A 12,597-nucleotide genomic window follows, 5' to 3' on the forward strand; every position below is an offset into this window, starting at 1 on the left:
ATTTCATAGAGGTGCCCTTAATTGATACTTAAAAACTCAAGGGTTGTCGGGCATTGTCCCGGTACTTGGTTCTGTAGAATTTCGGTATGTTTTAGGACACCTCTAAAAATAAGGCGCAGGGGCGTAGCCACCATCCCTGGTTCTCCTGAATATAAGGGTTCCAGCGAGATAATTTTGTATCGTTGTGAATAAATATAAGGTGTCCTTTAACAATAACATTAGAATTATTACTAGAAATTTGATACCTAGAAAGTCGAAGGTCGCAGGGTAATGCCCTGAATTAGTTTTATGAAATTTCTGTTCGTCAATCATCCGGGTTTGCAATGGGGACGTGCTGTTTCGCATATATTATTTTACATTGTATAAACAAATTGAACCCAACCCTAAGACTAAAAATCCCTTAAGAATGGGGCAAGCAACTTGTCAGTGACCCAAAAACCCCATTACACTAAGGGGGCACGTAACGCAGGGATTTCCCATGACCGAAGCCCCCACGATTTCCCGTCGCACGCCCTACCAGCCCCAAAACCGGCGGCGCATCCTGTGCGTGTTTCCCCGCTATAGTCCTTCTTTCGGGACTTTTCACCATGCCTACGAATTGATGCCGGGGGTGAAGGGGTTTATGCCGCCCCAGGGTTTGCTGGTGGTGTCCGCCTATATGCCCGAATCCTGGGAGGTGCGCCTGATTGATGAGAATCTCCGACCGGCTCGGTGGTGGGATTATCGTTGGGCGGATGCGGTGATCATCAGTGGAATGCACATTCAAAAGCCACAGATTTTAGAAATCAATCGCAAAGCCCACCGGCACGGGAAAATTACCGCTCTGGGGGGGCCCTCCGTATCCGGGTGCCCGGAGTATTATCCAGAGGTGGATTTGCTTCATCTGGGGGAATTGGGGGATGCCACCGATGCCATGATTGCCTATTTGGATACCCACACGGAGCGACCGCCACAGCAAATTATTTTTCAAACCAAAGAACGGGTGCCCCTGCATGAATTTCCCATTCCCGCCTACGAAAAACTTCCCCTGCACCAATATTTTATCGGCAGTGTGCAATTTTCGAGCGGTTGTCCCTATCACTGTGAATTTTGCGATATTCCCGCCCTGTATGGCAACAATCCCCGCTTGAAAACCCCTCAACAAATTCTCAAGGAACTGGATACAATTTTGGCGGCGGGCAATCCGGGAGCCATCTATTTTGTGGATGATAATTTTGTCGGCAATCGCAAGGCGGTGATGGAACTTTTACCCCATTTGATCAACTGGCAAAAAGAGCGGGGCTATCCGGTGCAATTCGCCTGTGAAGCTACCTTAAATTTGGCACAAAGTCCGAAAATTTTAGCCATGATGCGGGAGGCTTATTTTTGCACCGTATTTTGTGGCATTGAAACCCCAGAACCGGAAGCATTGCACTCGATTTCTAAGGATCACAATCTCAGTTTGCCCATCCTTCAAAGTATCAAAATTCTCAACAGTTATGGTTTGGAAGTGGTCTCAGGAATTATTCTCGGTTTAGATACGGATACACCGATGACCGGGGATCGGATTTTGGAATTTATCCGTTTATCCCAGATTCCCATGCTGACCATTAACCTGCTGTATGCCCTACCCAAAACGCCTTTATGGGAGCGGTTAGACAAGGAGGGGCGATTGGTTTTTGATGAGAACCGGGAATCGAATGTGAATTTCCTATTACCCCATGAACAGGTGGTCGCCATGTGGCGCAAATGTATCACCCAAGCCTACACACCGGAATTTATTTATGAGCGGTTTGCTTACAATTTAGAGCATACCTATCCCAACCGGATTCAGGTGCCCAATAGTCCCGCCCGCACCTCCTGGGCAAATATCATGAAAGGACTGGGATTAATGTTTAATATCCTGCTCAAAGTGGGGGTGTTGAGTGATTACCGAGAGACATTTTGGCGGTTTGCGAAACCCGCTTTTCAAAAAGGTCAAATTGAATATATTATCAGCACCGCTTTGGTCAGCCATCATTTGATTAAATTCGCCCGGGAGTGTGGTCAAGGTCAGGAATCAGCTTCCTTCTATTCTCAAAAAGTGCGCCAACCCGTAGCCGTGACTACTAGTTATTAACCAAAAGCAAAACGTAAGGGCACGTCTAAAAATGGGTCGCAGGGGCGTAGCCCCCGTTTTGGGTTCAGTAGCATTGGTAGAGATGTTAAAATACTCTATTCGTTTACTCATTCATTATTTGAAGTTTCCAAAAGTACTTTCCTCTGATTCATAGCTTCATTCAGCAATGCCGCTTTTTAATAACATAAATTCCGGGTGGCGGCTAAAAAAATCTCAATACTTTTTAACTCGTCATAGGTTTCCTGAATCTGCTGTACCAGGGTTTGAATGGTGTCCCCGTCATTGGCTAACATCGCCTGACTAAGGGTATCAATTTCCGATGCGATGGCGGGATTGGCGGGCTGGTTAGGGGTGGCTTCATTGAAGGCGGGGGTTTGAAACAGATGCCCGATTTCTGCCCACAGGGGAGGAGGAAGGGGCAATTCTTGGGCGGGAGATTCCTGTACCTCCGGTGGGGCAACTTCCGGTTCGCCAAAAAGAAATGCCACGTTAGATGACGGCAATTCTGACTCACCAGTTATGTCTGTATCTGAATAATCTGAATGTGCGCTTAAATCAACTGATTCCTGCGGCGTTGAGTCACTCAAAAAACGTTCCAATTCTCCCCACCCATCCGCAGATTCCTGCACCTCCGGCGGCGCAACTTCCGGTTCGCCAAAGAGAAATGCCACGTTAGATGGCGGCAACTCTGACTCACCAGTTATATCTCTATCTGAATCTGAATGTGCGCTTAGATCAACCGATTCCTGCGGCGTTGAGTCACTCAAAAAACGTTCCAATTCTCCCCACCCATCCGCAGATTCCTGCACCTCCGGCGGCGCAACTTCCGGTTCGCCAAAGAGAAATGCCACGTTAGATGGCGGCAACTCTGACTCACCAGTTATATCTCTATCTGAATCTGAATGTGCGCTTAAATCAACCGATTCCCCAGGTTCGACAAATAAATTCTCCAGTTCGCTGAGGGTCTCAGCAGATTCCGCCCCAGACAACCCACTTGCCCAGTTCAGGAAATCTAAATCCAAATCGTCTGAAAATGGGGATTCCGCCATGATGAGGTGAGGAGAACGTCAAAGGATATAGTTCTAGGATAGCGGATCGGATGCAACCCCAGAAAGCATCTGTATCCCATCTTTAGATTTGCCGGATGTAGCACGCTTCACCCCTAAAATTGAGAGTAAGTCCCATCCAAAGGTAACTGATCATGTTGAACAAAGCGGCTTTACCTGAACTACAACGGGATTGTCTGACCCCATCCCGGCACGTCCTGGAGCAATGTGAAAGTTTTGGTGCCCAAGCCCAGGATTTAAGTGCTTTGATGAGTCGGATTGGTCTGGCGGGAAAACTGATTGCCCGTCGTTTGAGTCGAGCCGGTTTGATGGAAAATGTGCTGGGTTTTGCGGGAAGCACGAACGTTCAAGGGGAAGCGGTCAAAAAAATGGATGTATTTGCCAACCAGGTATTTATCTCCGTTTTTGAAAAAAGTGGGTTGGTCTGTCGGCTGGCTTCGGAGGAAATGGAAAAGCCCTATTATATCCCCGAAAATTGCCCAATTGGTCGTTATACCTTGCTCTATGACCCAATTGATGGTTCCAGCAATATTGATGTGAATTTGAATGTGGGTTCGATTTTTTCAGTACGGGTACAACAGGGGGATGACCGGGAACAAACCGGGGCGGATTTACTCCAAAATGGTCGGCAACAAATTCTGGCGGGTTATATCCTGTATGGTCCGGCGACGGTGCTGGTTTATTCCCTCGGTAAAGGGGTGCATATTTTCACGTTAGACCCCAGTTTGGGCGAGTTTATTTTAGCTCAAGAAAATGTCCGAATGCCCGAACATGGACCAGTTTACAGCACCAATGAGGGTAATTTTTGGCAGTGGGAAGACCCGATTCGGGATTATGTGCGTTATGTACATCGGCACGAAGGTTATACGGCTCGTTATAGTGGGGCATTGGTGGGGGATTTTCACCGGATTTTGTTAGAAGGTGGGGTTTTTCTCTACCCTGGTACCCGCAAAAAACCGGAGGGGAAATTGCGTTTGTTGTATGAAACTGCACCCCTAAGCTTTATTGCTGAACAGGCGGGGGGACGGGCTTCCACCGGTACGCAACCTATACTAGACTTAGTACCAACCTCGCTCCATCAACGCAGTCCCATTATTGTGGGTAGCCCAGAGGATGTGGCGTTGGTCGAATCCTTCATCCAAAACCCCAGGGAATCATGACCCCAGCGGTAAGCTCCCTTCCAGCGGAAGTTTGTAGTACAGCCGATCACCCAGAACCCCCAAGTGTTGCCATTTTAGACCCCGCTACGGCGCAACGGATGGCGCATTGGTTGGGTTTTTTGGCTGACCCGAATCGCCTGAGAATTTTATCCATCCTGGCGGTCAAACCCCATTGTGTCGGGGATTTGGTGAATTTACTCCAGATGAGTCAGTCGGCGGTTTCCCATCAACTGCGGGCATTGCGGGTCATGGGACTGGTGCAGGGGCAAAGGCAGGGCAGACACGTGATTTATCAACTCCACGATGACCATGTATTGACCATTTATGAAACGGTTCTCACCCACCTGCGGGAGTTGGATGAACTGTAGCAATCACATTTGAATTGTGATTAATTTTAGAGTTGCTCACGAATTAAAGTGCTTAACTTCTTGATAACTTCATTGAACTTTTCGGGGAGTAACTTACAACGAAATTCCGCTTTCCTTGCTTGCCAGTCCAGGCTTTTCACCTGGTCAGATAGAATTGCACCTTTGACTGCGAAACCTTCAGGTAGCAAAACCTCAAATGGATACCCTTTGACTTGTGTTGTAATTGGACAAAGCAAGGCTAATCCAACTTTACTATTATATGTTTTCGGAGATAAAACCAAGGCTGGCCTGCGTCCTGCTTGCGGATTGAACATAATCCAAACGATGTCACCGCTGTCGGGAACGTATGCCACAGGTTCACCAAATCTCGTTTCCTACCGCAAAACCTGTGTCAACTTCGGTATGAAGATTGTCTTTAGTGATACCTGCAAGCAATTCATCCAGGGTCCAATGCGGTGCTGAAACCGGTGTAATCATAATTTTGCCTTTGTCAATACTAATTTCGACTAAAGAACCATTCTCTAACTGTGCCTCAACGGCAAAGGCTTTGGGAATGCGTAGGGCAAGGCTGTTACCCCATTTTTGAACTTTTGCGATCATAGGACTACTTTCTATCTGTTTCTACAATAAAGATACACTTTTTTCCTGGACTTTGCAAATGCTGATCGTCATTCCCAACAACTTTGAGAACTGTAATTCAATCCGATCCTTCCTACCTTCTGCGCCACCACACCACTGCCGCCGCCACCAACGCCCCCCCCGGTAAGCCAATCAAAGCCAGCAAAGTCACGGAAGTCGCTAGGGGGGTAGCAATATTCAAGCGGCGATTGGTCGGGTCCTTGGAACGGATCGAGAGGGGCTGGGCTTCGTTCTGTGCCAACCAATTCACGCTATTCAAAAACACATCCCCATTCCGTTGCAAATTAAATAAACCATCGGCGACAAATTCCGAATCCCCAATCACCACCAAACGCCCTTTGCCCTTCTCCACCGCCACTCCAATCGGCAGGGGGCCTTCCCGGTCCTGTTGCGGGTCAAAAAAGGGGTCCTCCTGGGTATTGCTCTCCGCCCAAATCCCCCGCCCGGTCAGAAATAGGGGCACCCCGGTTTTTTCCCCTTCTCCTACCAAATCCACCGCCTGCGCCAGGGGAAACAACGCCAAACTCTGACCAAATTCCTTGGTAATCGGGTGATCCGCATAACGGGTCGTCACCGCCACCCCCCGTCCGGCTCCCTGAATGATTTCCGTATTGGAAACGATAAACCGCCCGTCTAATTTGACCCCCGCCCACTTCAGCAAATCCTGTAACCCCCGGTCATTTTTCGCCGGTTCCAAGGGGTCAAGCAACAACAGTAACCCACCCCCATTGTTCACAAACTGCTCCAACGCCCGAGCTTCCGGGGCTAATAGGGCTTGTTGCGGTCCCGCCACTACCACCACATTCGTATCCTTGGGGATTTGACCCGCTTCCGCCAAATTCAGGGGTTGCACATTAAAGTTGCGGGCTTGCAATGCCTGTTGCGCCTGGGACATACTGCCCCGCTGTCCCGGTTCCAAAGACTTCTCCCCGTGCCCCTGCAAAAACACCACGTTCCCCTGCTTGGACTGGGTGAGCCGTACAATCGCATTACTTAAACTGGACTCAGTCAACGGCTCTCGCAAACGTTCCCGCCGCTTACCGCTTTCTAAATGCACCTCCCCAAACCCCTGCACCCCAAAATCCTGCGCCTTGACCGGATTACTGCGGGGGTCAATCACCTCAAAGCTAAATTTATCCCCCGCCACCTTGCGGTAGTTTTCCAAAAGCTGTCGGGCTGGCGGCGTAATCTGTTGGTCAAAAATAATCACCCGCACTGGTTGCTTGAGGTTTTGCACCAACTTTTGCGATTCCGGGGCTAAGGTAAATCGTTGGTTGGCACTTAGGTCAACTTTGTACGGATATTGTACCGCCAAAAAATTCACCAACCCCAAAATCACCAACACCGCCAGAGTCCGTAGCGCCACATTGCCGCCGACTGCCAACGCCCGCCGGTCCCACAGGGGCAAACGGAACAGGGCATACCCCAGCAACGCCACCCCCGCCCCCAGCAGGAGACCGCCCCAGGGTTGGTTTTTGGGCCCCACCAGAATGATCACCACCCCTGCCGTGACCAGGGCAATTCCCAGCCAAGCGGGCCAATGGTTGCGGACGACCTTCACCAGCGTATTCATCACCTATGACCTCTGGAAGCGCAATCCATCCACCCACTGTACCGTCAAAAATACCCCTAAAATCCCATAACTGAGAAATAAAATGATATTGGTGGTGCTGACTGAACCTTGGATCAAACTGGTGTAATTTTGCAAGAGGGATAAATGGCGAAATATAGCCGCCGGTACCCCACTCAACCGATCCGCCACCGCCTGCAAAATCCACAGCAATAAAATTAAAGCAAAGGTGCCCACCGCCGCCAAAAGGGTACTTTCGGTGGTAGCGGAAATGAATAAACCCAGGGATAAAATTGCCGCCGCCAGCAGTACCAACGCCCCATGCCCCAATAGAATTAACCCAAACGAAAAGGGAGGTTCCGACTGCAACAGGGTCAAACTTTCATAAAACATCACCGGCAGAAGTAGGGTAATAAAAAACGTCAATACCCCCGCCAATTTCCCCACTGTTACCATCGTGGTCGTAATCGGGGAGGTGGCAAGCAATTCCAGGGTGCCCTGTTGCCGTTCCTGGGCAAACAAATTCATGGACAAGAGGGGCAAAATAAACAACGAAAGCGACCCCAACATCCCCAAATAATTTTCCAAAATCACCGCTGGCACATCCACCGGGGGCGCACCCAAACCCGCCTGCCCCTGCAAATCCTGAGCCGCTACATTGGCTTGTACGGCATTAAATAAAATGATGTAAAAAACACCCGCCATAAACCAATACACGGCGGCAATGATGTAATTTAAGGAAGTGGCAAAATAACCCTGCAATTCCTTGCGGTAAATCGCCACAAAATTTGCCCACAGTAAACGCATCACAGCCCCCAGGAAGTCAGGGTTAATCCTACCACAGCTTTAGGAGTCTGCCACTGTTTCGCTGGCAAATGCCTCATCCTCGGGGGTGTCTTCGCTGGTGGTCAACTGCAAAAACACATCCTCCAGGGTCGCCCGGCGGCGGTTCATTTCATAGAGCCTCAACCCCGCCTGCACCACCAGAGCGGTCAATTCTGGTCCCACATCCGTTTCCCCGCTGGTCGTCACCGTCACCACATGATTGTCCCCCTCGCTCTGGGTCTGTACCCCGGCTAAACCCGGAAACTGCGCCAGGGCAGTCTGGAATGGCTCCAGATTTCCGCTCAGCTTCAGTTCGTACTGGGTGCGGTTGTCCGAGCGGTTCACCAACTGGTCAATGGTATCCGTCGCCACCACCCGCCCCTTTTGGATGATCACCACCCGGTTGCAGGTCATGCTCACCTCCGGCAGGATGTGGGTGGAGAGAATTATCGTGTGATCCCCCGCCAGACTTTTGATCAGATTGCGCACTTCGATAATTTGCTTCGGGTCAAGCCCCACCGTCGGTTCATCCAGGATAATCACTGGTGGGTCATGGACAATCGCCTGGGCAATCCCCACCCGTTGGCGAAATCCCTTGGAAAGTTTGCGGATCAGTTGATCCCGGCGTTCGGTCAGCCCACACCGTTCCATCGCCCAGTCCACCCGGCGGGGTCGGTCTCCCGCACTCACCCCTTTGATGCTGGCGACAAAATGCAAATACCCCTGCACGGTCATTTCCCGATAGAGGGGCGGGGTTTCCGGCAGATAGCCGATCCGCTGGCGCACCGCTAGGGAGTCCTCCAGCACATCAAAACCGGCAATTTTCGCCGTGCCCTCACTGGGGGGCATATAGCCCGTGAGCATCCGCATGGTGGTGGTTTTGCCCGCCCCATTGGGTCCCAAAAACCCCAGGATTTCCCCGGCATCTACGCTGAAATTCAGGTCGTTGACCGCCAGGGTGGAACCGTAACGCTTGGTCAAATGCTCAACGGTGATCATAAGGCGATGCTGTCCTGGAAACCGGTTGATTGGCTCTATTATTCCATAGGTGATCCCTCAACAGTATGGTTCTTGAGTAGCATGGGGATAGACCAAAGCGCCAATGACATCCAATTTAGAGCGTTATGAACCGTTTACTGTTTCCTGTAGTGATTGAAAAGGACGAAGAAGGTTACTTTGCCTCCTGTCCGACCCTACAGGGTTGCTACACCCAAGGGGATTCCTATGAGGAAACTCTGCAAAAAATACAAGATGCAATTCGTTTGCACCTTGAGGATAGAATAGCGAACAGCGACAATTGTGCTGGTGTGCCCCATTTTTAGAGGTACCTAAATATCGAATTTCTAACTCTAGGCTACCCCTAGCTACCCACAACGGGAACGGGTAAAGTTCCTGACTTGATTCGCAAAAAGCTAACCTCGGCAAAGTCACTCCGAAGGCTGGCGTGTTCAACGGTGATCGAGACAATATGCCCCGCATCGTCCAAATCCAGATAAATATCCTCCGATAACTCTCGGGTTTCTGTGGGTGTAACGCTGTTGAACTCAAAGAGAACGGTGTCGGTATCCTCAAAATATTTTATCTTCACTGCTTTTTCTCCTGGTAATTACGGTCAAAAAAAGCATTGTGGACGGTTTGACCATCTGCCAACAAAATAACCCGTAACACTCGATTTAAGTGATATTACTGAGGCATACCCCGCTCCCTGAGCAAACCAGGGGAGTTAAAAAAAAATGACAATCAGTCTCACGTTCCGTATATTTCCTTAAGTATGATCCTCCCCCGAACTTGTAACACGACTGCCAGGTATTAGTAAACCCAATGAATCGAGGAGCGGCAACAGGGGATGGTAGCTAGTGAAAACCGAGGGGTCATGTCCCCATTACCGTAGTTTTACTGAGGCTTCCCGGTGATCCCAATCACCCTAAAATCGTCATTTGCTTTATAAGTTATGGTTATATTTACCACTCTTAATTTACGCTGTGTTAAGCTAATAGAAAAAGTTACGAAGATACCACGAAATGATGATACTTTACATGACCCCAAAACCAGCCTTATTAACGTAAAATTAACTTATCGTTAATTCTTGATTAACCAATGGGTTTGAATTAATGTATGTTTCGCCACCACCCCTCCGTAAATATACCAGTTGCCAGGTCAGCTAGTTAAAAAAAGTTAAGGGAAAAACGATGATGTTTACCTCCTGCGAACCGACGGCGAACCCCCTACCCCAGGACTTGCTCGCCAGTATTTTGGAGAGTGTGGGGGATGGCGTGATCGTCACCGATGGGGATGGGCGGGTGATCGGCATGAACCGGATGGCGGTACAGTTGACCGGCGTACCCCTACAAATGGCGCAAGGGCAGATGTTGCCCCAAGTGTTGCAGCTTGCACACCCGCAGTACAATAACCTGCTTGCGGAACTGATGCAGAGGGTGTTTCGGGAGGGGGTGAGTACGGGACTGCCCCGGGATACCCAACTGGTGCGCCCGGATGGGTTGGACTATCTTTCGGCGACCTTGGCTCCCCTGGGGGGCGGACACCGGGGCTTGGTGGTCACCTTTCGGGAGATCAATCGCCATCGGCAGTTGGAGGATTCCCTGCGGGAGCAAGCCCAGCGGGAACATCTGGTGCGGCAGGTTGCCAGTCGGATTCATCGCTCCTTGGATTTGGGGACGATTTTGCAGACGGCAGTAGCGGAAATTCGCCTGTGTTTGCAGGTGGAACGGGTGTTTGTCTGTCGGTTTTTGCGGGAGGACTGGGGGGAAGTGGTGCATGAATCCGTCGCCCCCCTGAGTACTTCCCTGCTGGGGGAACAGTGGTTGTTTGGGGATGGGGCGGAAATGCGTTCCTTGCGCCGAGGGGAGGTGGTGGGGATTGCCGACCTGCACCAGGATTTTCGGGAGTCGGACTGGTTGGGGCATTTGCAACGGGTGCCCTTGGGGGCGGCTCTGGTAACGCCGATTTTCCAGGGGGAACGGTTGTGGGGGCTGTTGGTGGTGACGGATACCCGGCGGGGGCGGGCGTGGCTGGCGGGGGAGCGGCAATTGGTAGAGCAGTTGGCGTTGCAGTTGGGAATTGCCATTGACCAGGCGCAGTTGGTGCAACAACTCCGTACCCTCAACAGCACCCTGGAGATGCAGGTGCAAGAACGGACGGCGGAATTGCGGCAGGCACTGAATGCGGCGCAGGTGCTTTACACGGTCACGGAACAGGTGCGCCGGAGTTTGGATGAGCGGCAAATTTTTATCACGGCTCTGGACTGTCTGGGGCAAACCCTGGGGGCGGATTACTGTTGGGTCGCCCTGTACGATGAGGCGCAAATGCAGGCGATGATTGCCTATGAATATTTGCCCAATCCCAACTTGCCCAGCACAGTCGGCACGCAGATCGATTTGGGGCATCACCGGGAACTGTACCAACGGCTGCTGGACGGGGAGGTGTGGCATTATCCACCCGTAGAACTCCTGCCGCCCGTCTATGCCCAGTTTCGGGGGGCGGGGGGGCAGATGGTGCTGGCACCGATCATGGATGACCAGGGGGTGATCGGGGAATTGGGGGTGGCGTTGGCACGTCCCCAGCAGGGGGTGTCGGTGGATTTGGTGCCCCAGGTGGCGAATCAATGCGCCATTGCCATCCGTCAAGCCCGTTTGTACCAGCAGTCCCGGGCGCAGGTGGTGGAATTGGAACGACTGCACCGGCTCAAGGATGATTTTTTGAGTACGGTTTCCCATGAATTACGTACCCCCCTGTCCAATATGAAATTGGCTCTCAAGATGTTTGGTTTGACCCTCCGCAAGGGGAATATCAATGCCACCAAGCAGGCGAAATTATTGCAATATCTGGAAATTTTGGAGCAGGAATACGAACGGGAAGCCCAGTTGATCCAGGATTTGTTGCACCTGCGCCAGTTGGATACCACCCAAGGACCTTTGCCCCAGGTGACCTTGGATGTCCAGCAGTGGTTGCCGGGGGTGGTACAACGATTTACATCCCAGGCGGAGCAAAAGGGGTTGCACCTGACCTATACCCTCGACCCGGAACTGCCCCAGGTGGCGGTGCATCTCTTCAGCCTGGAGCGGGTGATCACCGAACTGCTCACCAATGCCCTGAAATATACGCCCCTAGACGGCACGATCCATCTGGCGACCCAGAAATTGCCCGACCATTGGCAGATACAGGTGACCAACACGGGGGTAGAAATTCCGCCGCCGGAGTTGGAACGGATTTTTGAACGGTTTTACCGGGTGCCCCGGAGCGACCCCTGGGAACACGGCGGGATGGGTTTGGGATTGGCACTGGTACGGCGATTGGTGGCGCATTTGGGGGGGACGATTACTGCCAGCAGCGGTCAAGGACAGACCCAATTTCAGGTGATTTTTCCCCTAGCGGGGGCAGATCATTCTCTCCCACCGGGCTAAACTGGGAAACGATGGATTAAGATTGAAGAATATAGCTTGTGTCCTAGACAGCCTTAACCGTCATTACCCATGTCTCAACCGCCCCAACCCGATTCGGTGACCCAGGTGCAAACGCATCAGCCCCGATTGGTGCATGTACGGACGGGTACCATTGTGCAGATTCCCCAGCACCGGAATGTTCTCTTGGTAGGCAAACCCAACGACCATTTGCCCCCGGATATTAACGTGGCGGGTTTTCCCGATGCCGATGTGGTGTCCCGCATCCATGCCCGGTTGGTGGTGCAGGATAACCAGGTGGCGATTGAGGATATGGGCAGTACCAACGGCACCTATGTGAATGGGCAACGGTTGCGCCCTGGGGAACGGTGTGCTTTGCGCCCCGGCGATTGGATTGCGCTCGGTAAGGAAGACAAGGTAACCTTTTTGCTACAGCAGGATTGAATACCCCC

13 protein-coding genes are annotated in these 12,597 nt (G+C 51.4%); 6 read left to right on the top strand and 7 right to left on the bottom strand.

Features of this window, described 5'->3' with window-relative positions:
- Positions 1 to 478 precede the first annotated feature (478 nt).
- Positions 479 to 2,098, top strand: coding sequence for a B12-binding domain-containing radical SAM protein (locus MLD66_RS04695; RefSeq protein ID WP_247215784.1), 1,620 nt, complete (start codon positions 479 to 481; stop codon positions 2,096 to 2,098).
- Between the two features lie 176 nt (positions 2,099 to 2,274).
- Here MLD66_RS04695 and MLD66_RS04700 read toward each other — a convergent pair whose 3' ends face one another.
- On the bottom strand, positions 2,275 to 3,147 hold the full coding sequence (locus MLD66_RS04700) for a hypothetical protein (RefSeq protein ID WP_247215785.1): 873 nt from the start codon (positions 3,145 to 3,147) through the stop codon (positions 2,275 to 2,277).
- A 149-nt stretch (positions 3,148 to 3,296) separates the two neighbouring features.
- Between MLD66_RS04700 and fbp the strand changes: the two genes are divergently transcribed.
- Complete coding sequence (fbp, locus tag MLD66_RS04705; protein ID WP_247218967.1) at positions 3,297 to 4,325, top strand: class 1 fructose-bisphosphatase; 1,029 nt, start codon at positions 3,297 to 3,299, stop codon at positions 4,323 to 4,325.
- Positions 4,322 to 4,693, top strand: coding sequence for a metalloregulator ArsR/SmtB family transcription factor (locus tag MLD66_RS04710; protein WP_247215786.1), 372 nt, complete (start codon positions 4,322 to 4,324; stop codon positions 4,691 to 4,693). The genes fbp and MLD66_RS04710 overlap by 4 nt, the downstream gene beginning before the upstream one ends.
- Positions 4,694 to 4,719: 26 nt before the next feature.
- Here MLD66_RS04710 and MLD66_RS04715 read toward each other — a convergent pair whose 3' ends face one another.
- The 5 genes from MLD66_RS04715 to MLD66_RS04735 form a co-directional block, all read right to left on the bottom strand.
- Positions 4,720 to 5,046: a type II toxin-antitoxin system PemK/MazF family toxin gene (locus MLD66_RS04715; protein ID WP_247215787.1), complete on the bottom strand. Its 327-nt coding sequence runs from the start codon at positions 5,044 to 5,046 to the stop codon at positions 4,720 to 4,722.
- Between the two features lie 4 nt (positions 5,047 to 5,050).
- Positions 5,051 to 5,293, bottom strand: a complete 243-nt coding sequence (locus tag MLD66_RS04720; RefSeq protein ID WP_247215788.1) for an AbrB/MazE/SpoVT family DNA-binding domain-containing protein — start codon at positions 5,291 to 5,293, stop codon at positions 5,051 to 5,053.
- A 112-nt stretch (positions 5,294 to 5,405) separates the two neighbouring features.
- Positions 5,406 to 6,905: a Gldg family protein gene (locus tag MLD66_RS04725; RefSeq protein ID WP_247215789.1), complete on the bottom strand. Its 1,500-nt coding sequence runs from the start codon at positions 6,903 to 6,905 to the stop codon at positions 5,406 to 5,408.
- A gap of 3 nt (positions 6,906 to 6,908) precedes the next feature.
- Entirely contained in the window at positions 6,909 to 7,709 is an 801-nt protein-coding gene (locus tag MLD66_RS04730) for an ABC transporter permease (protein WP_247215790.1), read from the bottom strand.
- A gap of 39 nt (positions 7,710 to 7,748) precedes the next feature.
- Positions 7,749 to 8,726, bottom strand: a complete 978-nt coding sequence (locus MLD66_RS04735; RefSeq protein ID WP_247215791.1) for an ABC transporter ATP-binding protein — start codon at positions 8,724 to 8,726, stop codon at positions 7,749 to 7,751.
- A gap of 125 nt (positions 8,727 to 8,851) precedes the next feature.
- Between MLD66_RS04735 and MLD66_RS04740 the strand changes: the two genes are divergently transcribed.
- On the top strand, positions 8,852 to 9,049 hold the full coding sequence (locus MLD66_RS04740; RefSeq protein WP_247215792.1) for a type II toxin-antitoxin system HicB family antitoxin: 198 nt from the start codon (positions 8,852 to 8,854) through the stop codon (positions 9,047 to 9,049).
- A 38-nt stretch (positions 9,050 to 9,087) separates the two neighbouring features.
- Here the strand turns inward: MLD66_RS04740 and MLD66_RS04745 are convergent, their stop codons facing one another.
- Complete coding sequence (locus MLD66_RS04745; RefSeq protein WP_247215793.1) at positions 9,088 to 9,315, bottom strand: DUF2283 domain-containing protein; 228 nt, start codon at positions 9,313 to 9,315, stop codon at positions 9,088 to 9,090.
- 601 nt (positions 9,316 to 9,916) lie between these two features.
- Between MLD66_RS04745 and MLD66_RS04750 the strand changes: the two genes are divergently transcribed.
- Entirely contained in the window at positions 9,917 to 12,148 is a 2,232-nt protein-coding gene (locus MLD66_RS04750) for a GAF domain-containing protein (RefSeq protein ID WP_247215794.1), read from the top strand.
- Positions 12,149 to 12,217: 69 nt separating this feature from the next.
- Entirely contained in the window at positions 12,218 to 12,589 is a 372-nt protein-coding gene (locus MLD66_RS04755; protein ID WP_247215795.1) for an FHA domain-containing protein, read from the top strand.
- Positions 12,590 to 12,597 lie beyond the last annotated feature (8 nt).

The sequence above is a fragment of the Synechococcus sp. C9 genome (assembly GCF_022984075.1).
Taxonomy (GTDB): domain Bacteria; phylum Cyanobacteriota; class Cyanobacteriia; order Gloeomargaritales; family Gloeomargaritaceae; genus Gloeomargarita.